Origin of the sequence: Streptomyces albipurpureus (assembly GCF_023701525.1) — a bacterium.
Taxonomy (GTDB): Bacteria; Actinomycetota; Actinomycetes; order Streptomycetales; family Streptomycetaceae; genus Streptomyces; species Streptomyces albipurpureus.
On record NZ_JAMQAW010000099.1, the window covers coordinates 30,582 to 57,261 of the forward strand.

The window sequence follows — 26,680 nt, forward strand, 5'->3', positions numbered from 1 at the left end:
CACCTTCCGGGTCCGGGTATGCGGGAATTCGCCGTCCGCCACAGGGCACTTGTCGACGTCGCCATCTGGGCCAGGTGCCCGGTGCGCCCGGTGCCCGCAGGTGCGCCCGACCATCCGCGGAAGGGTGGCTGGAACGTGGGTGTTTTGGAAAGGATCTCCTTGGCCCACGCGGTTCCTTCGCGGCTGCTGGTCCCCGGCGAGACTGATGAGGAGTGCCGATGCCCGAGTATCACCAGAAGGCCGATCCGCCCTCTCCGAGGCGTTTCGGTCCGCAGATCCTCCCGTCCCTGGGTGGGGACGGGGTCAGGGAGGTGGTGTGCGCTCTGGTGGAGGGGCGGCCTGTGGCGCTCACCCTCGGTGAAGACCGCTCGGCCCGGGTGTGGGACATGCTCGATCACCGCCAGATGGGCCGTCCCGTCACGCCCTCAGCCACGCAACCCGTGTGGGGCGTGGCGTACGGGGAGCTTGAACAACGGCCGGTCGCGGTCTTGGTGGGCGGCGGGGTGCGGGTGCGGGACCTGCGCAGTCGCCGCCAGGCCGGACCGCCGCTGTTCGACAGCCGCGACATCGGCGTCATCAACTCGCTGGCCTGCGGCACGTTACACGGGCGCCCGGTCGCACTCGCCGTGGCTGGCGGCGAGCGAGTGCGGGTGTGGGACCTGGAAGAACACCGCCGCATCGGCACCAACGCGCCCGCCCGGTATGCCGCCCAGCTACCGACGAGTTGGAGGGACCCAGCCACCGGCGACGTCCACGACCTGACCCGCCCGCTCGTGGACCAGGACGGCAGCCGTTGGAAACTCGTCGACTACGACGGCACCGAGCCAATCGTGTGCGAATATCCCCTCAGCCGCACCACCCTCGGCATCGCCGACGCGCACGCCGAGTACGGCTTCGACGAGGTGGTCACCTCCAGACACCAGGCATAGCCATCATGCACTCCACCGCACTCGGCCAGGACCCGGGTCACGACTGCGGTGTCTCCCTCTGCAGTAGTGGGAGGTTCTTCTGCATGGCCTTCTTCCACGCCCCGCTGTCCACCATGTTGTCCAGTGCCTTCTGGACCTGTGGCTTGAGGGCGCTGCCCTTCGGGAGACCGATCCCGTACTGCTCCTCGGACAGCCCAAAGCCGCCGAGCCGGTACTTGCCCGTGTTCGCGGCGTACCCGGCGAGGATGGCGTCGTCGGTGGTGATGGCGTCGACATTGCGGCTCGCCAGCTGAATCAGGCAGTCGGAGTACCGGGGTTGGTCCACCATCACGGCGTCCGGTGCGCCCTTCGCCTCCAGTGTGCGCGAAGGGGTGGAACCGGTGACTGAGCAGACCCTCTTGCCGTTGAGGTCCGATGGCCTGGCGATGGTCATATCATCCACACGCATCAGAACGTCCTGCCGGGCCACAAGATAGGGGCCGACAAAGTCGACCGTCTCCTTCCTCTCTTCTGTGATCGCGTAGGCGGCCACAAGGAAGTTCACGCCGCCATTCTTGAGCAGGGTTTCACGATCGCCGCTGCTGACCGCCTTCCACTCGATGTCCTTGGATTCATGGCCGAGTTCACCGGCGATATAGGTCGCCACATCCACATCGAAGCCAGTGAAGCCGCCACCCGGAGCCTTAACGCTGAAGCCTGGCATATCGGACTTGACCCCGATGGTGATCTTCGGGGCGGCAGGAGATCCGGTGGGAGCGTCTCCGCCACCGGCGGCTTGATTGTCCTTCGCGCCGTCGTCGCCGTCCGGATAGAAGGTCCACAACAGCACGCCACCGAGCGTCAGGGCGGCGAAGGCCGCCGCGTAGTAGGCCCAACTCTGCCTTCGCCAGGCTGGCTGACGCCGGGGCGATTCAGGCGGCCCGGGTGATGCAGACGATTCAGGCGGCCCGGGTGATGCAGGCGAGGGAGGCGGCGGGGCCGGGGGCGCGAGAGGGTAGGAGGTCGGCGTGTTGGGTACACGCGCCCCCACCTTCGAACCCACCGCTTCCAGCAGTCCATCCAGTGCCTCGGCGTCAGGTCGGGCCGCTGGGTCACGTACCAGGACGGCGTTCAGCGCCGCGGTCAGCGGGCCCGCCCTGCGCGCCGGTGGCACATCTTCGCTGAGGACTGCCGCGAGGGTAGCCAGCGTGTTCGCACGGCGCAGCGGATTGTGTCCCTCCACCGCCACGTACAGCATCAGGGCCAATGACCACAGGTCGGCCGCCGAATCGCCGTCGTCGCCCCCGACCCGTTCCGGGGCCATGTAGTCGGGGGTGCCGATGAGAGAGCCCGCGATGGTCAGGGCGGTGGATCCCTGGATCGCCGCAATACCGAAGTCGGTGAGCACCGGACGGCCGTCCGGTCGTAGCAGGACGTTCGCGGGCTTGATGTCCCGGTGCTGGATGTCCGCGGCGTGCGCGGCCCGCAGTCCGGCCAACACTCCGCGGCCCACCTCGGCCGCCTCCTCGGGAGTGAGGGGGCCATCCCGGTCCAGCCGGTCCTGGAGTGAACCCCCGCTGACCAGTTCCATGACGAGCCAGGGATAGGTGTACTCGCCGCCGTCCACGATGTGGTGAATGGTCACTACATGGGGGTGGTCTATGCGTGCCAGTGCCCTCGCCTCCCGTAAGACGCGGGCACGCAACGCACGAGCAGCATCGGGGTCGAATTCGGCCAGTGCCGGGTCCGGCGGGCGTACTTCTTTGAGCGCCACCTCACGGTGCAACACCAGGTCACGGGCTCGCCATACCAGTCCCATGCCCCCGCCGCCGAGCCGTGCCAATAGCTCGAACCGGCCATCGATCACCTGCGCCACGCAGTCCCCCTCAACACCCTGGCCAGGGCCCAGAACGCGGTCACCGTACCCCCGGAACTCCCCCAACTGACCGCTCCCGCACGACTCTGCCACACCCGGAGGGGACACCGAACGGCTTCCTGGGATCGGCTGCGCTGACGTCAGCGGGGGGAAGGATACAACGACTGCTCAGCCGATCAGGGGTCGGCGATCGGAGGGGTCAGCCAACTTCGTCACCAGCACCTCGCGCCAGTCCCCGTGTTCAAGCCCGGTGCCCATCAACAGATCTCGCCAGTCCAAGGCCGTCGTCGTGAGGATCATGTCCAGGTCCCAACCCTCTCGGTGGGAGATGACGATCGCTCCGACGAGCCGTGCGCTCCACTCCGCCACCTCTTTCCCGCACTTCAACTCCTCCGCGCTGAAGGTGGACTCATTGACGACCGTGATCACCTCGGCGACCCTGGCACACTGATCCTCGTCAAACTCACGCTCAACAACGATTTTGAGCCACTCGGGAAGAATCATTCGGATGTCCTTCGGTCCGCTGGAACGAGGGGAGGAACCGAATGATGGTACGCCGGTCGCCAGGCGCGAAAGACGTTCGGGCAGACTGCCGGTACCGGAGGGATACGAGTCCGTCCGGGGCCCGCTGAGGGGGCACCTCAGCGGGCGAATCCCGGACGAAGAAGCTACTCCGCACGAGGACCGACATGCAGCTGAACCTCGCCGACCTCGCCAACGCAGCGCTATCGGCCAGATCCGTGCCGTACGTGGAGGGGGGCGCGACCGCGCCCGCTCGGGTACGACTCGACGACACCACCGCCGCCATGGCGGCGGACATCTGCGTACGGGGCGACCTCGGCTTCGTTCTACTGCTGCACCGGCGCAAGGACGGTCTGGTGGCCGAGGAGATCTATTCCTCGACCCGAGAAGCCGATGGCTCATGGGCACCCGCCGACCATCTCTCGGGAGGCGTGACGATGATCGAGCCAACCGACCCGCACGACGTCGGGCGAGCCCTCCGGGGACAGGCGCTGACGCTGTTCGGTGAGTCGGAGACCAATGTGTTCACCGGGCGCGTCCAGGCCGTGGACGGCCATGAGCTGGTCCGCATCCATGAGTTCCTGGTGGATGCGCGCGTCGACTGCCTCGACATCGAGGACCACTCACCCGGTGCGGACCCCAACGCGTCGAAGATGCGCAAGCCGCTGACGTCCCAGGCCGCTGTCGTTGTCCTCTTCCCCGGTGAGCGCTTCACCGTCGGTGCGGTGGCGATGGATGGAGCGGAGCCGCACACCCTGGGTGAACCCGTCGAACTGACCGGGCCCGACGACAGAGCCGCGGCAGGCCCCGGCTTCTGACGGAGCAGCCCGGTCCGAGGGCGTCGTCGGAGCCGATGCCCGACCTCGGGGATTCGATGCCAAGGGGTGCTCGACGCCGTCCCCGCTGACGCACCTGTGCGCCGGAGACCAATCCCGTACCACCGTTGTCGCCGCGGCCTTACCTATGGCCCTCGCCTGTCGGCCGTGACACTGATGCCCAAGCGCAGGGGCAGGCGTAGCCATCCGCGCGCGAGGCCATGGCACGGCCCACCACATCCAGCGGCCTCATCCGCCATGGCCTGGCTCCCCGCCAGGGGCAGTCCGGCGGTGGGAGAACGGCGGCTTGCCGACCGAGATCGCTCGCCGCTCTGCCCACCGGCACCGGGGATCCAGCAGTCCGCGGAGCTCAGACCACCGGTACGGGGTAGGTCGGGTACTCGACCCCGGACACATGCTGGACGACCCGGACCACCTGGCACGAGTAGCCGAACTCGTTGTCGTACCAGAGGTAGAGGATCGCGTCATCGCCCTCGACCTTGATGGCCCCGGCGTCGACGATCGAGGCGTGGCGCGAACCGATGAAGTCGCTGGAGACCGCGTCGGGGGCGCTGACAAAGTCGATCTGGCGCCTGAGCGGAGAGGTCAGCGACACACTGCGGAGGTAGTCGAGGACTTCCTCGCGAGTGGTCTCGCGCGCGAGCCGCAGGTTGAGGATCGCGATGGAGACGTTCGGCACCGGAACGCGGATCGAACTGCCGGTGATCTTCGCTTGGAGATCGGGCAGGGCCTTGGCGACGGCGGAGGCGGCACCGGTCTCGGTGATCACCATGTTCAGCGGCGCCGAGCGGCCGCGACGATCGGACTCGTGGTAGTTGTCCAGCAGGTTCTGGTCGTTGGTGAACGAGTGGACGGTCTCCACATGGCCGCGCAGAACACCGTACTCATCCGCCATCGCCTTCAACGGCGGCACGATCGCGTTGGTGGTGCAGGAGGCGCAGGACAGGATCTGCTCATCCGGCTTGATCATGTCGTGGTTGACGCCATGGACGATGTTGGGGACGTCGCCCTTGCCCGGCGCGGTCAGGACGACCTTGGCGATTCCGGGGCGGAGGTGCTTGGACAGGCCCTCACGATCGCGCCACTTACCGGTGTTGTCGATCAGGATGGCGTCCTTGATGCCATACGCCGTGTAGTCCACCGACGTGGGGTCATCGGAGTAGATGACCCTGATCTCGTTGCCATTGGCGATGATCTTGCTATTCGCCTCGTCGACGGTGATCGTGCCCTGGAACTGGCCGTGGATGGAGTCACGGCGCAGTAGCGAGGCGCGCTTGACGATGTCCTGGCCGGCACCCTTGCGGACGACGATGGCGCGCAGCCGCAGACCGTTTCCGGAGCCGGCCTTCTCGACGAGCAGGCGGGCGAGGAGGCGGCCGATGCGGCCGAAGCCATAGAGGACGACGTCCCGGGACTCGCAGCGCTCGATCTTGTTGGCACCTGTGGCGCCGGCGACGGCCCCGGCGGTGAACTCAGCCACCGAGAGGCCGCGGTCATCGCTCTTGTAGGTCGCGGCCAGCATGCCGATGTCGATCTGGGAGGGGCCGAGATCGAGCGTGGTGAGGGCCTGGAGGAACGGCAGGGTGTCGGTGACCGAGAGTTCCTCACCGACGATCTGCCGAACGAATCGGTGGGTCTTGAGAATGCTGACCACTGACTTGTTCACCAGGGAGCGGCTGTGGAGCAGGACCGTCACGTCCCGCTCGCGGTGCAGCTTCCCGATGATGGGGATCATCGACTCCGCGATCTCCTCGCGATTCTTCCAGTTGGTGAACGGGTCCTCATTGACAGTCACAGGCTTATCTTTCGAGCTAGGGGGCGCTCATATGCTAACCCGGTGCCACTTTGATCATGCAATCGGTGTCATCTGAGCGGGATGCCGTGCTCGGGCCGTTCCCGGATGGTTGGACCCGGATCGCGCACCACGACCATGTCGAGGGGTCGGTGACCCTCGGCAACGGCGTCCGATCCGGGCTGCCAACCCACCGGATTCCACCGGACCGGGCCCCGGTCCTGCTGGGACAGCCGAGGCGCCGCCATGACCCACGACGGCGACTTTCCAGCCCGCCCTGACGCTGGGACGGAACGGCTGCCCGAGCCGCGTCATGTCACGCTGGTGGGGGCAGCGACGGCACATCGTGGGGAAGGCACCTGCCCCAGGGCCCGGGGATCCCGTCTCACCCGGCGCTTCCCGGCGTAGGGCCTCACCGGAAAATGAGGGGCGGGGGTCTTTCGGTCGTGCCAGGCTGACCGTCCACCCGTATCCCTGAGCCACCCTTTCCCCGAACACCCGCCTGCTCGTCGTTGGAGCGTCAGTGACATCTCGTCTGGCCCCGCTGCTGGAACAGTTCGACTTCGCGAGTGCGCGTCTGACCGAGCGTCTGAGCGGGCCGGTGATGGACAGCGGCGACGGCTTGGGGATCGAGGTCGGCCCCCTGACCGATGAGGAGTACTTCTGGGAGCCGGTGCCGGACTGCTGGTCGGTGCGTCGGCAGGTCGACGGTCCGGGGCCGCGGGCGACACTCCTGGCCGGCGCCGGGGTCTGGGGACGCGACGCCGCGTCGTACCCGCACCCCTGGCCGCCGCCCTTCACCACCATCGCGTGGCGCTTGAGCCACCTGAGCGAGATGCTGTCCATCCGCGCTGACCACACCGCCGGTGGCCACGCGCTCACCCGGGACGACTACCTCATCAGCGGGGACGCGCTCGGCGCGGTCGCGGCCTTCGAGACCGGCGCAACCGCCTGGCGGAACGCGCTGCTGAGCATCGACGGGGCCGCGCTCGACACGGTTGGATACTGCACCTACCCCCATGGCAGTGACGTGGACGAGCCATTCATCGACATCGTGTGGTGGGTCAACCAGGAGGTCCTGCACCACGGAGCCGAAATCGCCCTCCTCCGCGACCTGCACCGCGCACAGGGCCGGACCATCGCGGGGAACGCGGGCGGGTGACTCCATCGGAGTCGGTACGCGGTCCAGGGCGACCCCAGCTGAGTGCGTCCCTTGGACAAGGAGCCTAGGGCCTCTCGTTTGGATCTTGCCGGGCTCGCGTGCCCTGGCACGGCACCTCGCTGCGTTGTCGTCAGTCGCCGATGCTCCGCATGGACTCCCTCCTCCGCCGTGCGATGCACCACGCCAGACCCAGCTCACTGATCCAGCCTGATCCAAACGACAGACCCTATGAGCGAAGGCCGTTGATGGCGTGTTCCACACTGGGTTGGAAGGTGAAGACCCTGTCCAGGCCGACGATGCGGAAGACATGCATGAGCTCCGGACTCACCTGGGCGAAGAACAGGTGAGAACCCGTTGCCTGAGCACGTTGGTACGCGGTGATGAGCACCGTGATGCCGGTGGAATCGCAGTAGGTGAGTTCGGCCAGGTCGATCACGGTAGGAGCACCTGGACCGAAGGGCGTTGCGTCGAGTGCGTCGGTCAGACCCGGGGCGGTGTGGTGGTCGAGTTCACCGGACACCGTCAGCACAGTGGCTCCGGAGGGGTGAGTCTGACGGGCGACAGCCAGGGGACGTTCAGTCACCGGTTCTCCTGTGCGGATGGTAGGCGGGCTGGGACGGATAGGACGAGCAGGGCGGTGTCATCGCTGACTCCGGTGCCCAGGTCGGTGAGTGGCTTGCCCATCGGTGGTCAGGACGTCGTCGGCTCCCGGTAGAACGGCTGAGGACGGTTCGCGGCCCGATCCGGCTTCCCCGAACATAGTGCCAGCTCCGCCGCCCGGGAGCCTGAGGTGCTGCCACTCACCGTCACTGCCGCCTCCCCGGCTCCATGTCCCAGCGCGTCCTGGGTTCGGGACGGCTGCCCTATCCTACGGATCGTGTCGCCTCACTCCGACAAGAGCACGGCGATTGCCGGCAGGCGGTACCGGGACGGATTCGCCACGCTTCACGGTGCCGGTGCTACCCGCCCTCTTGAGTGGCGGAGCGAGTCTGTGCGGGCGGGTGTATTCGTCATGACTGAGGTCAGTATGACTGGTGATCGCGTCAGGAGAACGGGGTAGAGGAGGAGTGTCGAACCATGGGTGCTGAAGAGTCCGAGCGGGTGCGGCCGGCGACCGATGCCGGGGCGAACGTGTCCGCCGCCGACATACTCGCCACGGACGTCTTCGCCGCCGACAGCGAGGTCGGCCGGGATCTGGCCGTGGTGGACTGGGCGGCGACGCCGCTCGGGCCACCGGCCGAGTGGCAACAGAGCCTGCAGACTGCCGTCAGTATCCTGCTCTCCTCCCGGTTTCCCATGTGGATGGCGTGGGGTCCGGAGCTGACGTTCTTCTGCAACGCCGCCTACCGACGGGACACACTGGGCCGAAAGTACCCATGGGCGTTGGGCCGGTCGGCGAGTGAGGTGTGGGCGGAGATCTGGGACGACATCGGTCCGCGGATCGACACCGTGCTGACCACGGGAGAGTCAACGTGGGACGAGGCCCTGCTGCTCTTCGTGGAGCGTTCGGGCTACCCCGAGGAGAGCTACCACACATTCTCCTACAGCCCCTTGCGCGACGACGCCGGCCAACTGGTCGGCATGTTGTGCGTGGTCAGCGAGGACACCGAGCGGGTCATCGGCGAGCGGCGCATGGGCACCTTGCGGGATCTGGGTTCCGATCTCAGTGTGGTGCGCACCGAGCAGGAGATCCTGGCCTTCGCCAGTGGCCAGCTGGCACGCAATCCGCGCGACCTGCCCTTCACCTTGACCTATCTGTTCCAGGACGACGGCCGGGCACTGCTCGCCGGTTCGACCGGGATACCGGATGGGCACCCCATCGCCCCACTGACTCTGTCCAGCGACGGCCCGGCCGCGGTGTGGCCCGCGGCAGCCGTCGCCCGGGGAGAGTCCACGGTGGTGGCGCTGGCCGCACCCTCACTCGCCGACCAGCCGACCGGGGGTTGGACGGAGCCGCCCACGGAGGCCCTGGTGGTGCCGCTGCTGCAACAGGGCAGAGCGCCGTACGGGTTCCTGGTGGCCGGTCTCAACCGGTACCGGCCGCTGGATGACGGCTACCAGGGATTCATCGAACTGGCCGCTGGGCACATCGCCACGGGAATCGCGAGCGCCCGCAGCTATCAGGCCCAGCAGCGACGCGCGGAGGACCTGGCCGAGCTGGACCGGGCCAAGACCACCTTCTTCTCCAACATCAGCCATGAGTTCCGCACCCCGCTCACCCTCATCATGGGTCCGCTGGAGGAGTTGCGCGGCCAACTGGCGACATCGGACGCTCGGGTACGCGAAGAGCTTGAGGTGATCCACCGCAACGGCCTGCGGTTGGGCAAGCTGGTCAACACCCTGCTTGACTTCTCGCGTATTGAGGCCGGCCGGATGCAGGCCAGCTACGAACCCGTCGATCTAGCCCTCTTCACAGCCGAGTTGGCCAGCGTCTTCCGCTCGGCCATCGAGAAGGCCGGACTCGTCTTCACCGTCGACTGCCCTCCCCTCGAAGAGCCCGTCTACCTTGACCGGGACATGTGGGAGAAGGTGGTTCTCAACCTTCTGAGCAATGCACTGAAGTTCACCTTCAGCGGCTCGATCACCGTCACCCTGCGCGCGGAGGACGGCGGAGCGTTGGTGACCGTCATGGATACGGGCATCGGTGTCCCCGTCGGGGAGATGCCGCGCCTCTTCGAGCGCTTCCACCGGATCGAGAACACTCGGTCCCGCTACAACGAAGGCAGCGGAATCGGGCTCGCCCTCGTACAGGAACTGGTGGGGTTGCACGGCGGCACCATCGCGGCCGAAAGCAGCGAAGGTGTGGGTACCAGCTTCGCCATCCGCCTGCCGTTCGGTACGGCACACCTGCCTCCCGACTCACTCACCAGCGCGCCGGAGTCCCCGACGGCGTCCTCCGCCGCCGTCCCCTACGTACAAGAGGCTCTTCGTTGGCTGCCCGCGGGCCATTCCACCGCGGCAGTCGAGGAGACCGCCTCCTCGGCTTCCGCGAACGCCTCCGCCGGGGAACCCGGTCCGGCCGCACCTCCGTATGTGCTGATCGCCGACGACAACGCCGACATGCGCGAGTACCTCACCCGCATCCTCAAGGGCGCCGACTACCGGGTGAGCAGCGTCAACGATGGGCAGGACGCGCTGCGCGCCATCCGCGCCCATCCGCCTGACCTGGTGGTCAGTGACGTGATGATGCCCCGGCTCGATGGGCTGTCCCTGGTCGCCGCACTGCGCACCGACCCGCGCACGGCGTCCGTGCCCGTACTGCTGCTCTCTGCCAGGGCCGGTCAGGAGGCATCCATCGAGGGGCTGCAGGCCGGAGCCGACGACTATCTGGTGAAGCCGTTCGCCGCGGCGGAGCTCTTGGCCAGGGTGCGGGCGAACGTGGAGCTCGCCCGCCTTCGCACCCACCACGCCCGCTGGCGCACCGCGCTGGTGGACTCCCTGCAAGAGGCGTTCTTCGTCTGCGACGAGCGCGGCGCCGTCATCGAGATCAACACGGCGTTCACCGACATCCTCGGCTTCGGCCCCGAGGATCTCCCCTATGCGCCCATCCATCCGTGGTGGCCCAACGCCGAAACCGACCCCGACGCCCATCGGCGAACGGCCGACGCCTTCGCTGGTCTTCTTGACCAGAGCCACGGCAGCTACACCATCCCCGTGACCCACCGCGACGGTCACCGACTGTGGATCAGCGCCACCTTCAACCCGGCTCAGGACCCCGAGTCCGGCCGCCGGGTGATCGTGGGTACCTTCCGTGATGTCACCGCCGAGCATCACGCCATCCAACGTGACAGCGCCCTCGCGACCCTGAGCACCTGTCTGTCCCAGGCGACCAATGTGAGTGACGCGCTCTCCGGCACCCTGAGCGAGTTGAAAGGGCTCTGGCGGGCCCGAGGCGTGCTGGCAGCCGTCTTCGGTCGTGGTGACGCGCCCTTCGTGACCGCAACCGGCGCCCCGACGCTCTGGCATGAGCTGCCGCCCGAGCAGCGTCAGACCCTCACCGACCTGCGCGAGCGACCGTTGCTCACGCCGACAGCCGACCCTACGGGCGCCGGCATCCTCATAGAGCACCCCGACGGCCCGCTGGCCCTCTGGATCGACCTGGGCAGCTCGCGGCCCTTCACCAGTGAGGATCAACTGCTGCTGTCCTTGCTGGCCGGGCATCTGGCTCAAGGACTGGTCCGGGTCCACCAGATCGATCAGCAGCGGGAGACCGCCCTCGCACTGCAACGCGCCATCCTCGGTCCCGCGCAACTCCCCCAGGGTTTCGCCGTCCGCTACGAACCCGCTACTCGCCCGCTGGAGGTCGGCGGTGACTGGTACGACACCGTCGCCCTTCCCGACGGTCGCATCGGCATTGTTGTCGGCGACTGTGTCGGGCGGGGGCTGGAAGCGGCGACCGTCATGGGTCAACTCCGTAGTGCCTGCCGCGCCCTGCTCCTACAGGACGCAAGTCCCGCCCGGGTGCTGACGGCCCTGGACCGATTCGCCGCCGGGGTCCCCGGCGCGATGTGCACCACCGTGTTCTGCGGCGTACTCGACCCCGGCAGCGGGCGCCTCACCTACTCCAGCGCCGGTCACCCGCCCGGCATTCTCGCCCACGCCGACGGCACCACCCTCCTTCTGGAAGAGGGTCGGTCGACCCCGCTTGCGATCCAACCCGACTTCCAGCGCCCCGAGGCGCATTGCACCATGCCCGCCCGCGCCACCCTGCTGCTCTACACCGATGGGCTCGTCGAGCGCAGGCGCCGCCCGCTGAGTGCCGGGATCGATCAGGCCAGCGAAGCCGTCCACCAGGGCCGGGACTGCGCCCTTGACGAGTTGGCCACCCAGGTCATGTCCCATCTCGCCCCCGCCGGCGGGTACGACGACGATGTCGCGCTGCTGCTGTATCGACACCCGGGCCCGTTGGATATGACCTTCCCCGCCCAGTCCCAACAGCTTGCGCCTGTCCGCAGTGCCCTGCGCAGTTGGCTGGCCCAATGCGAACTACCACCGCAGACCGCGCACAACATCCTGGTCGCCGCCGGTGAGGCATGCGCGAACGCCATCGAGCACGGCCACCGTCACACCCCGGGCGACACCGTGCGTCTGCGCGCCGAGGCCTTCGTCGACAACCTGCATCTCACCATCGCCGACACCGGTCAGTGGAAAACCCCGATCGCCGCCGTCAACACCCACCGCGGCCGCGGTCTGGCTCTGATGCGCGCCATGATGCAGCAGGTCACCGTCACCCCCGGCCCCGCCGGCACCATCGTCGACATGCACCTGAGGATTGTCTGATGACCACACCGCTCACGCTCACACCCGGCCACCGGGCCGATGGGACCTCTCTGCTCACCGTGGCCGGAGAGATCGACATGAGCAACACCAGTGCCCTCGCCGCCGCCCTCGACAGCACCAGGGACCGCCTCATCCTCGACCTGACCGCCGTCGACTACCTCGACAGCGCCGGCCTGAGCGTTCTGTTCGCGCACGCGCACCGCATGGAACTCATCGCACCGCCGCTGCTGACCAGCGTCCTGGCCATCTCGGGGATCGCCGAACTCACCACCGTCCACGAAGCCCCGCCCTCGGACGCTGGCACTCCCCAGCACTGAGCATCGGGCCCGAGACACGGTGGCAGGGGTTCGCCCCGCATCCGCGCTAGGTGACACAGACGGTGTCCCGGGCAGGCAGGGTGCCGCGGAGCAGATAGGTGTTGACGGTTCGGTTGACGCAGTCGTTGGGGTAGTTCACATAGAGGGTGTGGGCTCTCGCGGGTACGGTCACGAGCTTGGACGCGCGCATGGCCCGATGCATTCGCAGTCCCGACTCATAGGTGGTACGGGTGTCCCCCGTGGCCTGCACCTGGAGCGCCGGGATCTGGTTGTCGACCACGGTCAGGGGCTCGCGCGGCCTCTCCTTCCAGAAGGCGCAGGGAAACGGGGCATGGGTCAACGGTCCGAAGACCGGCTGTGTCTTCCGGCTTCGCTCCACCGACCGCCAGTAGTGCTCGGGGTCGCGGGGCATGGCGGCGTCGGCGCACACCATGGCCAGCTGGGCCGCGTAGTCCGCCGCCCGGTCGCCACCCGCACCCTCGAAGAGCAAGTCCAGGGTTCCCCGCAACCAGGGGGGTACGGTGACCGGCCTCCCCTCGGCCGCGTCCGACAGGACCCGCAGCAGGTCGGCGAACTCCGGGTTCGCCCTGTCATCGCCGATGGAGACATAGAGCAGCAGCGGCAGTTCATGGTCGGTGATCCGGTGCCCGCCAACATGGATCGGCTGTCGTTCCGCCCGTGCGATCATCGCTTCGACGCCGCCGCGCACCGCCGCGGGCGTGGTGCCGAGTCCGTACTCACGGTGCCTCGGCGCGGCCCAGCGCGCGAAGTCGTCGAGCGCTCGCTCATTGGCCGGACCCTGACGGCGCACCATCACCATGGGGTACTCGGCGGGATCGGGCGCGCTGTCCAGGACCAGCCGATCGACGCGGTGGGGAAACATCTGGGCGTAGGTGGAACCGAGGACCGTGCCGTACGAATGCCCGAACCACGATGTCCTCCGCTCGTCGAGGGCGCCGCGGACGATGTCCACGTCCCGGGCGATGTTCCGGGTCGAGAGGTGGGGCAGCACATCGGGGTGCGTGTTCCAGCACCTACGGGCGTCCTGGCGGGAGAGCCGCACGCCTTCGTCGAACCCCGCCCGATCCGCACCCGGCGCGTGCAACAGCCAGGTGCTGCGGGTCAGTCCGCAATCCGTCGGGGTGCTCTCGCCGATCCCCCGGGTGTCCATGCCGACGATGTCGTAGGCCGCCGCCACCGCGGGGCTCATCACCTTCCGCAGAGCTCGCGGCAGGTCGAGCCCCCGGACACCGGGGCCGCCCGGGTTGGTCTGGAGGATGCCGCGCCGCTTCGCCGGATCGGCCGATTCGATGCGCGAGATGGCGATCTCGATGGTGCGCCCCTCCGGCTCGCCGTAGTCGAGCGGAACGGTGATCAGCGCGCACCTGGTTCCGCTCGCGGCGAGCGAGGTGTCCTTGCAGTCGGTCCATTCGACGGGCTGGTTCCGGAACCGGTCCAGAGCGTGGACCGCGTCGAACGAGGAGGCCGGGGCGGTTGCCCCGGGGGCTGCGGCGAGGGTGGCGATCGAGAGGGCGAGCGCACCGAGAGCCGTGGGCATCTTCATGATCCCCGACGCTACTGGTGCTCAGGGGATCGCCTTCGTCACTTGGCGATGTGTCGCCCGGTCGCTGCGTCGAGTGGCGGATCGGCAGAGGGGTCAACCGGCACGAGTGCGGAAGGTCCATGGCGAGGAGGAGTGAGCGGCCGTCCATCCCCTCGCCCCGGGTGCGTCGCGCGCACTGCGGACGACCAGCGTGGTGGCGCCTCTTCTCAGCCGGACATGGGCGAGATATCGGCCCAGATCGTCTTGCCGTCGGGCGTATAGCGGGTGCCCCAGCGTTGGGTGAGCTGAGCGACGAGCAGCAGACCCCGCCCGCCCTCGTCGAAGACGCGCGCCCGGCGCAGACGCGGGGAGGTGTAGCTGGCATCGGACACCTCGCAGATCAGGGCTCGCTCATGGATGAGGCGTAGGTGGATGGGAGGCTGCCCGTAGCGGATGGCATTGGTGATCAGCTCGCTCACCACCAACTCGGCGGTGAAGCCCAGTTCGTCGTCCAGCCCCCACTCGGTGAGACGGCTGACCGCGTCCGTACGGGCCCGAGCGACCGCGGCTGGGTCGAAGGGCACTTCCCACGAGGCCACCTGCCCTTCCTTGAGCCGCCGGGTGCGCGCGATCAGCAGAACGCTGTCGTCGTCGGGACGGTCGGGGAGGAGGGCCGCGAACGCGTCGTCGCACAGCTCGTCAGGCGACGCTATGGAGCGGCCCGGGTAGTCGAGGACCCGCAGGAGCGTGTGCCGCCCCTCATCCATGTCGTGGCTGCGGGCCTCGATCAGGCCGTCCGTGTAGAGAGCGAGGAGACTTCCTTCCGGAAGGTCGAACTCAGCGGTCTCGAAGGGCAGGCCGCCGAGGCCGAGCGGCGGGCCGATGGGTGCGTCGAGAGTGTGCGCGACGCCATCGGGGCGGACGACGGCCGGCAGGGGATGGCCCGCGCTGGCCAAGGAGCAGCGGCCGACGACGGGATCGTAGACGGCGTACAGACAGGTGGCACCGATGTCCCCGACGACCTCCGCGTCGGCGTCGAAGGCCTCGGCGCCCAGCCGGATGACCACATCGTCGAGGTGGGTGAGGAGTTCGTCGGGCGGCAGGTCTATGTCAGCCAGCGTGCGTACGGCGCTGCGCAGTCGGCCCATGGTGGCGGCGGCCTGGATTCCGTGGCCGACGACATCGCCGACGACCAGCCCGACCCGTGCGCCGGAGAGCGGAATGATGTCAAACCAGTCACCGCCGACGCCTGCCTGACCGCCGGCCGGCAGATACCGGGAGGCGATCTGCAGCGCGGCCTGGGCAGGCTGCGTCTGCGGTAGCAAGCTCCGTTGCAGGGTCACCGCGGTCTGGCGTTCACGAGCGTAGCGACGGGCGTTGTCGATACAGACCGCCGCGCGAGCGGTGATTTCCTCCGCCAGGAGCAGGTCGTCGGATTCGAATGGCGCCGGGTGTTGCTTTCGGGCGAACAGTGCCACACCGAGGGTCACCCCACGAGCACGCATCGGTACGATCATCACGGAATGCGCGCCGTAGAGGCGGAGGCGGGCCGCCCGCTCGGGATCGTGTTCCGCCCATGCGGTGAGGGTGGGTGCGGTGATCTCGTACACGGCGGGGCGGCCCAGGGCCAGGCACTCGGCGACGGGCGAGGACATGGGGTATTCAGTCGGGTCACCTGGATTCAGCGTGCCCTCGGGGAATTCGCCGTCCACTGACCGCATGGCGGCTCGGCGCATGGTGACGGGGCCGGTCGGCGAATCGGCAGGTGGTTCGTCGCCTCGCTGGATGAAGCTGAGCAGGTCAACTGCCGCGTAGTCCGCCAGCTCTGGCGTGGCCACCTCGATGAGCTCCTCAGCGGTGCGGGTGATGTCCAGAGTGCTGCCGATACGGCTGCCGGCCTCGTTCACCAACATCAGCCGCCTGCGGGCCCAGTAGTGCTCGGTACGGTCGGAGGCGGTGAGGGACACACCGCACACCACACCCTCGGGATTGGTCAGTGGCGCGAGTGCGACGGACCAGGCGCGCTCGCGGCTTTCCCCCGGCACTCGCGCATAGGTGTCCACCTGCCGCTGTTCACCGGTCTCGATCACTTCGCGCATGGCCTGGTCAACCAACGGGCTCTGCGGGCTCACCACGATCTCCGAGGGGACCATCCCGCGTATCCGGTCCTCCGGGAGGGCAGCCGCGCGTTCCAGGGCGGTGTTGACCCGCATCGCGCGAAGCTCGGTGTCGAAGAGTCCGATGTGGTGGGGCGACTGGGCGAACCCCCACTCCGCGAGTGTCCGGTCCTCATCGGCCAGCGGGCCGGGCGCCGGGCTCTCGGCCATGAGCCACTCGGCACCTCCGTCGCCGTCCAGCCGTCGGGCCAGCAGCCAGATGTTGAGCAGATGGCCGTCACGGTGGCGCACGAGGGCCGTCCTGAGCCACCGGGTCCGTTCTTCGAGTGCCCGTCGCGCCTCCCCGGCGGCATGGTCGCCGAGCACATCGACTGCCGTTCTCCCCACGGCCTCGACGGCGTCGTAGCCGAGCATCCGCCGAGCCGACTCGCTCCAATGAGTCACCACTCCTCGACTGTCTGTGGTGATCATCGCCTGGTGCGTCGGCAGGGGGCTCGGCTGGTTGTCCGAATCTCCAAAATATTGTGGCATATAAGACCTTTCCTCCCCCTTTCTTCAGTGTTCCCCTGCCTGCGGCGGCCCAACACACCGCGCGATGGTTTGGCGCTCCCGGGATCTCGCAGGTCGACCCGGGTAGCCGACCCGGAGCGGCGTCGATCCCGTCAACCGCCGATATGGCCTGGTGGGAACCGTCAGCAAGGGTGGCAAGGGCCTCGCCGCCCTGGCGAGCAGGTCCCCGTCGATCGCCCAGGCCAAGGATCGGTCCGGCGAACTGGTAGGGGCCCGTGAGCCCATGGGGGTCAAAGGCCCCTACCAGTCCCAGGCGTCAGACTCCCCAGCGCAGGGCGATCGTGTCCCCGACGTTGATCACCTTGGCACGGGAGGCAGCGGCGAAGGCGGAGCCGTCCACACTGACCTTCCAGGTGTTGGAGCCGCTGTTGGCCTTGCCGTTGATCGCGGTGATGGTGCCCGAACCCGAGGACGGGGTCACGGAGGTCACACAGCCGGCCGGTGTCGCCGCGGAGGTCGCGGCGTTCACCACGTCTCCGAGAGTGGTCGTGGTGGCGGTGGGCGTGAAAGTGACCGAGCAGACCTTGAGCGCCCCGGCGCCGTCGTCAACAGTCAGGGCGACTTCGGTGGCGGTGCCGGGGCTGAAGGCGCTCTCGGCCACCCACTGCGGGGCGCCCGCGGTGAGCGGGGTGGGCGGGGCGGTGGTGAAGCCGCCGCCCGCGACGGCGCGCAGCGCGTCGATGGAGGCGTAGGCGGAGGGTGCGGTGTCACTGGGCTTGTACTTGAAGCCGCCGCCGGGGTTGTACTGCTGGGCGATGAGGAAGTCGACGGGGGTCTTCCCCATGGAGGTGAGGAAGTCGCCGGTCTGGGGGTTGATGCCGCAGGCGTTGAGTCCGGCGACCGCCCATCCGTTGGAGTTGGTGTTGACTCCGTACATGGCGTTGAACGCGCCGGTCGCGGGCGCCAGTTTGTTCTTGAGGAACGTTCTGGCCTGGACGATGTCCGCATCCGTGTGGGGGACTCCCGACACACACAGGGCCGCCATGGAGGCACCGGTCATATCCACGTCGCTGGCGGCGCTGAGGCGGGTCGGATTGCCCTCGGCCTTCTGGTAGTCCCAGCCGCCGTCGTTGTGTTGGTTGGCGCGGATACGGGTGGTCATCGTGTCGAGGAGTGCCTGGGGCACTCGCTGGGCGCCGGTCTGGGTCTTGGCCCCAGCCAGGGCGAGCGCGGCGAAGACGGTGCCGTTGTAGTTGGCCGAGGGGCCGAAGTAGCCGGCTTCGGCACTCTGCCAGTAGCCGTAGATGTCGGCGATCAGATTGCGGGAGGCGGAGACCCGCGCGGGGTCGATGCCCGCCGCGTACGCGTTCAGCGCCCCCCGCTCGTAGTCGGTGACGACCGGTGAGGCGGCGGGCCAGCCCGCGGTGGCCACCAGGTTGCGGTAGACCGTGCGGGCGTTCTTGGTCACATCTCCACCCGGGGCCACGTCCACCACCGCGGTGCCGGCGGCGGCGAAGGCGCTGAAGGCCCATTCGTTGGAGAGTCCGGAGCCGGCATAGGAACCGTCCGCGGCCTGGAGGGACTTGAGGTAGGTGACGCCGTTGGTCTTGGAGGTGGCTATCTGGGCGGGGGTGGAGGTCGCCGCCGCGGGGAGCACGGTCAGGGCGAAGGCCCCGAGCGCGGCGGGAACGACCAGCGCGAGGCGTCGGGAATTCGAGGGACGGGACATGGCAATGCTCCTGTGATGACAGGGACGCCGGGCAGGACGCACCGAACCGCGGGGAAACCCTCACGGCGGCGGGTGCTGGCCGTCGTCCATTCGCGTGGTACGGCTTCGAACACTGCTTGACCGCATGGGCATTCGGGCTTGGAAACGGCCCTCGTGCCGTCCCACACCGCTGCGCGTCAGCCCCGGATTCGCACCGGATTCCCCCACGTGGCAGCCTTGGAGGCTACCGGAGGGACAACCGGGCCACCAGGTGGGTTTCACTACCGCCTCTCCTGACACGGCTGCATTCAGGTCACCTTGACGCTGTCTTCGTCTCCGTGTTCCAATCCGGCTGATAAGCACTCAACTTCAGGGGAAGCCGGTCGAAGTCCGGCGCTGACCCGCAACCGTAGGCCCGGCCACCGCCGGGCGAGCCGGATTGCCTGAAGTGACAGGTTTCAGCGAGAAGCGCCGTCGCGGACTACGGCGTGGTCGACCGGTTCTCTCCTCACATATGTCCGGGGAGTGCCCCTCCACCACGCTCAGCCGCCCGGAGGACACAAGGGGCCGTGGTGTTGACAGTCAGACCAAGACGACGGGCGGCACTGACCGCACTGGTATCGGCGGTGATCCTCCTCGTCGGTACGAGTGCCGCCCTTGTCACCGCCGCCCCGGTCGCGGCCGACCCGATCGCGCAGTGCACGGCCACCAAGGGAGCCGTCGTCGCTGTCGACTTCGGACCCTTCGGCGGGAAAGTCGAGCGCGGTTGCGACACCACCCCCACCACTGGTTACGAACTGCTCCACGAGGCCGGCTTCACCACCACCGGAACCGGACACGACGGCGACGCGTTCATCTGCCGGCTCGGCTACGGATCGTTCAACTCCGGTACCCAGTACCCGACTCCGGCCACCGAGGACTGCGTTCTCACCCCGCAGGCCACCGCGTACTGGTCGTACTGGGTCGCCTCGCAGGACGACGCCGACTGGTCGTACAGCCAGTACGGGGCCATGGACCGCAAGCCCGAGCCCGGCGATGTGGACGCCTGGGTCTTCGGCGGCACCGACATCGGCGGGAGCACCGGACGGCCGACGTTCAGCCCCGATGAGGTCCGCGCCGGAGGCGGTACGCCAGGCCCCGATCCCGAGGTGCCCCAAGTGCCGCCGGCCGAGGTGGACATCTCCAAGGCGGCGGCCTGGGTACGCGGCAGGCTGACGGATGGTGAGCGGGTGGTGGACGACGGCTCCGACACCCCCAACTACTTCCTGACCACCGAGGCCGCCTTCGCGCTGGCCGCCGCGGACGGCAAGAGCCAAGCACTGGACAAGGTCGGCGCCTACCTCGGCTCCCAAGTCGACCCCTACGCCTACCAGTCGGGGAAGGACGAGGCCCCGGACGCCACCGCGGCCGCCCGGCTCGCCCTGGTCGCCACCATCGCCGAGCGCGACCCGGGCGCCTTCGGCGGACATGATCTGCTCGCCGATCTGGCCGCCCATGTCTGTCCGTCAGGCCCGGAATCCGGGACCCCTGTCCCCGGCTGCAGCGCGAAGGGCGACTTCCGCAACGCCTCGTACACGGAAGGGCAGGCACTGGCCGTCCTGGCGCTGCTGCGCGGCGGTGAACGGCCCCCGGCCGAGGCGGTCACCCGGCTGACCCAGCTCCAGTGCCGGGGCGGTGGCGTCTCCAGCGTCCTCATCCGCCCCGGCGAATACTGCGACGGCGACCCCGCCACCACCGGCTTGGCCGCCCTGGCCCTGCAGAAGGCCGGCGGTCACCACACTGCGGTGGTCAAGGCTCGGGACTACCTGCGAAAGGCCCAGTTCCCAAACGGCGGCTTCCCGGGCTACACGGGCTCCACCACGGGCAGTGTGATCGCCACGGCCCACGCGTCGCAGGCCCTGCGGGCACTGGGCGAGACCGTGCGCGCGGATGCCGCCGTCTCCTGGCTGTCCGGTCAGCAACTCCCCGACGGAGGCTTCGGCTTCGAAGAGGGTGCGACCGACTCCGTGGTCTACGCGACAGCGGTCACCGTCCTCGCGGGGAAGGACACCAGCCTCGCCGAACTGACCACCAAGAAACCCGGGCCGACAGCGCCTCCCACTTCTCCCTCACCAACACCTTCGACCACTCCCCCCACGACGCCACCGCCCATGGGGAACGGAGAAGGCCCCGATCTGAAGAAGGGCGTCAGCTATCTCACCAGCGCGGCCAACCTCAGACAGGGCCAGTACTACGGCACCGGCGGCGCACCCCGTCGGGCGGACTTCGGTCTCACCATCGACGGTGCCTACGCACTCGCCGCGACCGGCCTCGACAACGACAGACTGCGCGGCATCGTCGACTTCCTGGACGGTGGAGGCAAGGACGGCGAGGGCCGTACCGTCCATGACTGGACCAAGTTGGGCACCAAGTACGCCGGCGGCGGCTATATGGGCAAGACCGCTCTGCTCGCCCAGGTCGTCGGCCGAGACCCGCGCGCCTTCGGTGGCGAGGATCTGATCGCAGGGCTCAACAGGGCCGTCTGCAAGGCCCCCAGTGCCGCTCCCGACCGAAGCTGCCCGGCGAAGGGCGCCTACACCCATGCCCCGTCCGTCTTCGCCCAATCGCTCGCGCTCATCGCGCAGGTGCGGGCCGGCGAGAAGACCGCGGCGACCGAGCCCATCGCCTATCTGGCGGGTCTTCAGCACCCATCCGGCGCCTGGCCCAGTCTGGTGCCCTCGACCGGCGACTCCGATGTGGACTCCACGGCCATCGCCGCGATGGCCCTGGACCTGGTCGGAGGCACGTCGGCCGACACGGCCGTGGACAGAGCCCTTGCGTGGATCGCGACAAGGCAGCTGGCCGACGGAGGGTTCCCCGGGGCGGCCGGAAACTCGGTGAACTCCGCTGCCCTCGCGGTGCAGGGCCTGTCGCTGGACGCCCCGAAGTACGCCGAGCAGATCGCCAAGGCAAGGAAGTTCCTCGCCGCACAGCAGAACGCCGACGGCGGCTTCAATGTCGCCAAGGAGGGCCAGCGCGGCTCCGATCTACGGGCCTCCACCCAGGCCGTCGGAGGCACCACGGGTATCTCCTTCGGTGTGCTGACGCGCGATCTGACGGGCACGAGCCCGCAGCCCACTCCCAGCCCCAGCCCCTCGTCGTCGCTGCCGGACATCGTCACCCCGGGCGAGGACGGCGGAACGAGCGCGGGCACCGGCGACACCGGCACCGCGGGTAGCGTCGCCGGCGGCACCGGGGGCCTCGGCGGGAACCTGGCTTCCACCGGTGTCCCGGGCGCCGTGCTCGCGGCCGCCGCCATGGCGCTCGTGCTGGCCGGCCTCTTCCTGACCCTCGTACTCCGCGACCGCCGCGACGCACCGGAAGGGAGGCGGTCATGAGCGGGTCCGTCACACGGGCGGCACATGCGCTCGCCCCCCTGGGAATGGCCATCGCCCTGCTGGGCGGGTCCGCGACAACCGCGTCCGCGGCGCCGCAACCCATGGGGCAGTGCACCACCTCCTCCGGTGCCGTCCTCGCCGTTGACTTCAGCAAGTGGGGAGGCCCGATCTACCGATCGTGCGGCACCACGCCCACGACCGGCTACGAACTGCTCAACCAGGGCGGCTGGCGGACGACCGGTACCGGCCACGACGGTCCGGCGTTCATCTGCCGGATCGGATACAGCGGCCATCGGGGCGGCAAGCAGTTCCCGCCGCCGGAGCAGGACGACTGCGTGCTGACCCCGCCCGCCTCCGCCTACTGGTCCTACTGGCACGCGGACGCCGGGGAGAACACCTGGGAGTACAGCCAACTCGGCGCGATGCTCTACAAGCCGAAGCCGGGCAGCGTGGACCTCTGGATCTTCGGTGGCACCGACATCGAAGGCACCAGGGGCCGCCCGGCCGTCACCCCCGATCAGTTGCGGGCACGCAACACCCAACCGACCGGCGGTGGCAGGCCCGCCGGCTCCAAGCCCACCCGCCAGGTGCAGCCGCCGCCTCCCGGAGTCGACACCGGCCCTGCCCCGACCCGCACGCGAACCGTTCCCGCCCCCACGCGCAAGGCGCCGCCCAGCCCGTCCGCGACAACACCGGCCCCGGCGTCCGTGAGCCCCTCCCCTCCCGCTTCACCCGCGCCACCGCCCTCTCCGTCCATCCCGGCCACATCGCCAGCGGCGGTCGCGGCCCCGAGCTCCGCCAAGGTCGTTGACGCCGCCCCGGCGGCGGATGCCGAGCACGACTCGGGGTCGTTCGTCCCCGTGGTCGCCGCCGGCGGGCTGGTAGTCGTCATCGGCGCGGCGGCAGCGGTCGCGGCCAAACGCCGCCGGGCCGAGTAGCACCAATGCCCTCTCCCCTCACCCGTCCGCCCCTGTCCGCCTCCCAGCCGGACACGGGCGGACGCCGCCTGCCCCGTACCCTGCATCCCATGGCCTGGTGGATCTGGGCGCTCGCCCTCGCCACCGCCGTCAGCCGCACCAACAACCCGCTGCTGCTGTTCCTCGTCATCGCCGTCCTCGGCTATGTCGTCACCGCGCGCCGCACCGAAGCCCCCTGGGCCCGCGGCTTCAAGTACTACCTGTACCTCGCCCTGGTCGTGGTCGCGATCAGGGTGGTCTTCCGCGCGGTGTTCGCCACCGGGATCACCCCCAACGACCACTTCCTCTTCGCTCTGCCGCGCGTCCCGACCCCCGACTGGTACGCCGGTATCGAGATCGGCGGCCCCGTCTCCCTGGAAGCAGTGCTCTCCGCCGCCACCGACGGACTGCGCATCGCCTGCATGCTGTGCTGCATCGGCGCCGCCAACACCCTTGCCAACCCCAAACGCGCCCTGCGCGTCCTGCCCGGGGCGCTGTACGAACTGGGCGTCGCCGTCACCGTCTCACTCAGCGTCGCGCCCCAACTCGTACAGAGCGTGCAGCGGGTGCACCGGGCCCGGCGACTGCGCGCGGCACGCACCAAGGGGCTGGACGCCCTGCGCGGCATCGTCGTACCGGTACTGGAAGACGCTCTGGAACGCTCCCTGCGGCTGGCGGCCGCCATGGACTCACGCGGCTACGGCAGGGCCGGGACGGCCACCCGCAACTCCCGGCGGATCACCGGGGCGCTGATGCTCTCCGGCATGTGCGGACTGTGCGCCGGAGCCTACGGCCTCCTCGACGCCACCGCGCCCCGGATACTCGGCCTGCCCGCGATGGCGGCCGGAGCGGTGCTGTGCGTCGCCGGGCTGCGCCTCGGCGGGCGCAGGGTCACCCGTACCACCTACCGGCCGGACCCCTGGCGCTTCGACGAGTGGGCGGTCGCCGGCTGCGGTGTGCTCTCCGCGGTCGTCCTCTTCGGCAACGCCGGTTTCAACGCCGCCGAGCTCAACCCGTCCCTCTACCCACTGAGCTGGCCCACGCTCCCGCCCGTACCGGCTGCCGCGATCCTGCTCGCCGGGGCCGCCGGATTCCTCTCGCCACCACCGCAGGCGCCCACCCCGCCCACCGTCACACCACAGCGCACCGAGGCAGCCACGTGATCACCTTCGACCAGGTCAGCGTCCAGTACGAGGACATGGCCGAACCGGTTCTGCGCGATGTCGATCTCACGGTGGAGGAGGGCGAGCTGTGCCTGGTGGTCGGGCACACCGGCGTGGGCAAGTCGACACTCCTCGGTGCCGTCAACGGCCTGGTGCCGCACTTCACCGGCGGCACCCTCTACGGGCGGGTCACCGTCGACGGCCGTGACACCGCCGGCCATCCACCCCGTGAACTCGCCGATGTCGTCGGTGTAGTGGGTCAGGACCCGCTCGATGGGTTTGTCACCGACACCGTCGAGGAGGAACTCGCCTACGCCATGGAGCAGTTGGCGATCCCTCCCGCGACGATGCGCAAACGGGTCGAGGAGACTCTCGACCTGCTGGGACTGGCCGACCTGCGCCACCGCGCCCTGTACGAACTCTCCGGCGGCCAACAGCAGCGCGTCGCCATCGGTTCCGTGCTCACCGCCCACCCGCGCGTACTGGTCCTCGACGAACCCACCTCCGCCCTCGACCCGTCCGCCGCGGAGGAGGTCCTGTCGGCTGTCACCCGCCTCGTCCATGACCTCGGAGTGACCGTTCTGATCGCGGAGCACCGCCTCGAACGGGTCGTCCAGTACGCCGACCGGGTCATCCACCTTCCCGGCGGGGGCCTTGTCACGACCGGGCCCGGCGCCGAGGTCTTCCGTACGTCGTCCATCGCGCCGCCGATCGTGGAACTGGGCAGGGCCGCCGCTTGGTCGCCACTGCCCCTCTCCATCCGGGACGCCCGGCGCAAGGCCGCTCCCCTGCGTACCCTGCTCGGCCCTGAGCCCCCGCCTCCGGCCCGGCCGGGCACCACGACCGAGGCCGCGCCGATACTGGTGGCGCGCAAGATCACCGTGAGCTACCAACGGGTTCCGGCCGTCCGTGAAGTGGACCTCGAACTCCACGGCGGCTGCGTCACGGCGCTGATGGGCCGCAACGGTTCTGGAAAGTCCTCCCTGCTGTGGGCGCTTCAGGGCTCCGGTCCCCGCGCGAGCGGAACGGTCCGGGTCGGTACGGCCGATGGCGGGAAGCCCGCCGATCCCCGCGAACTGTCCGCGGTGGACGCCCGCCGGCTGGTGGGACTCGTACCGCAGACGCCGACCGATCTTCTGTACCTGGAGAGCGTCGAGCAGGAACTCGACCAGGCCGACAAGGAGTCCTTCGCGGGCGGTTCGGGCTCCGCCGCCCGGACCGTCCTCGACCGACTCGCTCCCGGAATCGACGACGCCACCCATCCACGGGACCTCTCCGAAGGACAGAAGCTGGCTCTGGTTCTGGCGATCCAACTCACCGCGGCCCCGCGTGTCGTGCTCCTGGACGAGCCGACGCGCGGACTCGACTACCGGGCCAAGGGCGAACTCATCCGCGTGGTCGACGGCCTCGCGGCAGAAGGGCGGGCCGTAGTGATCTCCACCCACGATGTGGAGTTCGTCGCCCGCGCCGCCGACCGGGTCGTGGTGATGGCCGAGGGCGATATCGTCGCGGACGGACCGACCACGGAAGTCATCGTCGCCTCCCCCGTCTTCGCCCCACAGGTCGCGAAGATCCTCGCGCCACTGCCCTATCTGACGGTGCATCAAGTGACGCGGGCCCTCGCCGAGGGTGAGGAGGGCCGATGACGCCTCCCTCCACCACCGCGATTCGCATCGGCCCGCGTGCCTCGGTCGTCATCGCCATGGCCGCCCTGCTCGGCGTGGTCGCCTTCTTCTGGCCCTTCCTCGTCGCCCCCGGGACCTTCGCCTCGCACTACGCGCCGCCCCTGATCTTCGGCGTACTGCTGGTTCTGGTGCTGTGCGTGGTGATCTCGGAGATAGCGGAGGGCGGGATCAGCTCCAAGGCACTGGCCATGCTGGGTGTGCTGTCCGCCGTCAATGCCGCCCTACGCCCCCTCGGCGCGGGCACCGCCGGCATCGAGACGGTCTTCTTCGTCCTCGTCCTGGCCGGGCGGGTCTACGGTCCCGGCTTCGGTTTCACCCTCGGCTGCACATCGTTGTTCGCCTCCGCCCTGATCACCGGTGGCGTCGGCCCCTGGATGCCCTACCAGATGTTCGGCTGTGCCTTCGTCGGTATGCTCGCCGGGCTCCTCCCGAAGGCCACCGGCCGCCGTGAGGTTCTGCTGCTCGCCGTTTACGGATCGCTCTCCGGCTACCTCTTCGGCTTTCTCCTCAACCTCTCCTTCTGGCCGTTCTCCCTGGACCCCAACAGTTCCATCGCCTATCTCCCCGGCCTGCCCTTCACCGAGCAGTGGCAGCGCTACATCGCCTTCGACATCGCCACCTCCCTCGGTTGGGACACCGGGCGCGCCGTCACCAACTTCATCTGCATCACCCTCGCCGGGCCGGCCGTACTGACGGTCTTCCGCAGAGCCGCCCGCAAGGCCCGGTTCCAGGCACCGGTCCGCTTCGCACCGCGGCAGGATGGTGATACGGCAGATCCCCCACCAGCCAAGGACCTCCCGTAGGCCTCCCACTGATCACCCATGGGTCGGGTATGCCGATCTGGTCCCGGCACCGGGAGTGCGGCCGCGGGGTGACTCCGGGACGGGCCACCCCGCGTGGACCTGTCGTTGCCGAAGATCGGCGATGT

General features: G+C 69.0%; 17 protein-coding genes and 1 riboswitch. Of the genes, 10 read left to right on the forward strand and 7 right to left on the reverse strand.

The window, feature by feature from the left end:
• Positions 1-218 precede the first annotated feature (218 nt).
• The gene (locus NBG84_RS38445) at positions 219-929 is read left to right on the forward strand and encodes a WD40 repeat domain-containing protein (protein ID WP_250924368.1); all 711 of its coding nucleotides are present in this window, start codon (positions 219-221) and stop codon (positions 927-929) included.
• Positions 930-966: 37 nt separating this feature from the next.
• On the opposite strand, the gene NBG84_RS38450 is transcribed toward NBG84_RS38445, so the two are convergent.
• Together NBG84_RS38450 and NBG84_RS38455 are read right to left on the reverse strand one after the other, a co-directional pair.
• Positions 967-2,727, reverse strand: coding sequence for a serine/threonine-protein kinase (locus tag NBG84_RS38450; protein ID WP_250924422.1), 1,761 nt, complete (start codon positions 2,725-2,727; stop codon positions 967-969).
• 225 nt (positions 2,728-2,952) lie between these two features.
• Complete coding sequence (locus NBG84_RS38455) at positions 2,953-3,288, reverse strand: hypothetical protein (RefSeq protein WP_250924369.1); 336 nt, start codon at positions 3,286-3,288, stop codon at positions 2,953-2,955.
• Positions 3,289-3,473: 185 nt separating this feature from the next.
• Here NBG84_RS38455 and NBG84_RS38460 point away from each other — a divergent pair, with 185 nt between their 5' ends.
• Positions 3,474-4,124, forward strand: coding sequence for a hypothetical protein (locus tag NBG84_RS38460; RefSeq protein WP_250924370.1), 651 nt, complete (start codon positions 3,474-3,476; stop codon positions 4,122-4,124).
• Between the two features lie 367 nt (positions 4,125-4,491).
• Here NBG84_RS38460 and NBG84_RS38465 read toward each other — a convergent pair whose 3' ends face one another.
• Complete coding sequence (locus NBG84_RS38465; RefSeq protein WP_250924371.1) at positions 4,492-5,937, reverse strand: glyceraldehyde-3-phosphate dehydrogenase; 1,446 nt, start codon at positions 5,935-5,937, stop codon at positions 4,492-4,494.
• 520 nt (positions 5,938-6,457) lie between these two features.
• Between NBG84_RS38465 and NBG84_RS38470 the strand changes: the two genes are divergently transcribed.
• Positions 6,458-7,096 carry a DinB family protein gene (locus NBG84_RS38470; RefSeq protein WP_250924372.1) on the forward strand — a complete coding sequence of 213 codons (639 nt, stop codon included), beginning with the start codon at positions 6,458-6,460 and terminating at the stop codon, positions 7,094-7,096.
• A gap of 226 nt (positions 7,097-7,322) precedes the next feature.
• On the opposite strand, the gene NBG84_RS38475 is transcribed toward NBG84_RS38470, so the two are convergent.
• Entirely contained in the window at positions 7,323-7,679 is a 357-nt protein-coding gene (locus NBG84_RS38475; protein ID WP_250924373.1) for an STAS domain-containing protein, read from the reverse strand.
• A gap of 494 nt (positions 7,680-8,173) precedes the next feature.
• On the opposite strand from NBG84_RS38475, the gene NBG84_RS38480 reads away from it, so the two are divergent.
• Together NBG84_RS38480 and NBG84_RS38485 are read left to right on the forward strand one after the other, a co-directional pair.
• Complete coding sequence (locus NBG84_RS38480) at positions 8,174-12,376, forward strand: SpoIIE family protein phosphatase (protein WP_250924374.1); 4,203 nt, start codon at positions 8,174-8,176, stop codon at positions 12,374-12,376.
• Positions 12,376-12,693: an STAS domain-containing protein gene (locus NBG84_RS38485; protein ID WP_250924375.1), complete on the forward strand. Its 318-nt coding sequence runs from the start codon at positions 12,376-12,378 to the stop codon at positions 12,691-12,693. Before NBG84_RS38480 ends, NBG84_RS38485 begins: the two co-directional genes overlap by 1 nt.
• 46 nt (positions 12,694-12,739) lie before the next feature.
• On the opposite strand, the gene NBG84_RS38490 is transcribed toward NBG84_RS38485, so the two are convergent.
• From NBG84_RS38490 to NBG84_RS38500, 3 genes are all read right to left on the reverse strand, one after another.
• Positions 12,740-14,257: an alpha/beta hydrolase gene (locus tag NBG84_RS38490; protein ID WP_250924376.1), complete on the reverse strand. Its 1,518-nt coding sequence runs from the start codon at positions 14,255-14,257 to the stop codon at positions 12,740-12,742.
• Positions 14,258-14,463: 206 nt separating this feature from the next.
• On the reverse strand, positions 14,464-16,797 hold the full coding sequence (locus NBG84_RS38495) for a SpoIIE family protein phosphatase (protein ID WP_250924377.1): 2,334 nt from the start codon (positions 16,795-16,797) through the stop codon (positions 14,464-14,466).
• Positions 16,798-17,179: 382 nt separating this feature from the next.
• Positions 17,180-18,592, reverse strand: a complete 1,413-nt coding sequence (locus NBG84_RS38500; protein ID WP_250924378.1) for a prenyltransferase/squalene oxidase repeat-containing protein — start codon at positions 18,590-18,592, stop codon at positions 17,180-17,182.
• 104 nt (positions 18,593-18,696) lie between these two features.
• A riboswitch (cobalamin riboswitch) is annotated at positions 18,697-18,843 on the reverse strand.
• A 300-nt stretch (positions 18,844-19,143) separates the two neighbouring features.
• Between NBG84_RS38500 and NBG84_RS38505 the strand changes: the two genes are divergently transcribed.
• The 5 genes from NBG84_RS38505 to NBG84_RS38525 are packed head-to-tail and all read left to right on the forward strand — an operon-like array spanning position 19,144 to position 26,555.
• On the forward strand, positions 19,144-21,948 hold the full coding sequence (locus NBG84_RS38505; protein ID WP_425608781.1) for a prenyltransferase/squalene oxidase repeat-containing protein: 2,805 nt from the start codon (positions 19,144-19,146) through the stop codon (positions 21,946-21,948).
• Positions 21,945-22,886: a hypothetical protein gene (locus NBG84_RS38510; RefSeq protein WP_425608782.1), complete on the forward strand. Its 942-nt coding sequence runs from the start codon at positions 21,945-21,947 to the stop codon at positions 22,884-22,886. Before NBG84_RS38505 ends, NBG84_RS38510 begins: the two co-directional genes overlap by 4 nt.
• 5 nt (positions 22,887-22,891) lie before the next feature.
• Entirely contained in the window at positions 22,892-24,067 is a 1,176-nt protein-coding gene (locus tag NBG84_RS38515; protein WP_250924379.1) for an energy-coupling factor transporter transmembrane component T, read from the forward strand.
• Positions 24,064-25,713, forward strand: coding sequence for an ABC transporter ATP-binding protein (locus NBG84_RS38520; protein WP_250924380.1), 1,650 nt, complete (start codon positions 24,064-24,066; stop codon positions 25,711-25,713). The genes NBG84_RS38515 and NBG84_RS38520 overlap by 4 nt, the downstream gene beginning before the upstream one ends.
• Positions 25,710-26,555: an ECF transporter S component gene (locus NBG84_RS38525; RefSeq protein ID WP_250924381.1), complete on the forward strand. Its 846-nt coding sequence runs from the start codon at positions 25,710-25,712 to the stop codon at positions 26,553-26,555. The genes NBG84_RS38520 and NBG84_RS38525 overlap by 4 nt, the downstream gene beginning before the upstream one ends.
• The last annotated feature ends 125 nt before the right edge of the window (positions 26,556-26,680 follow it).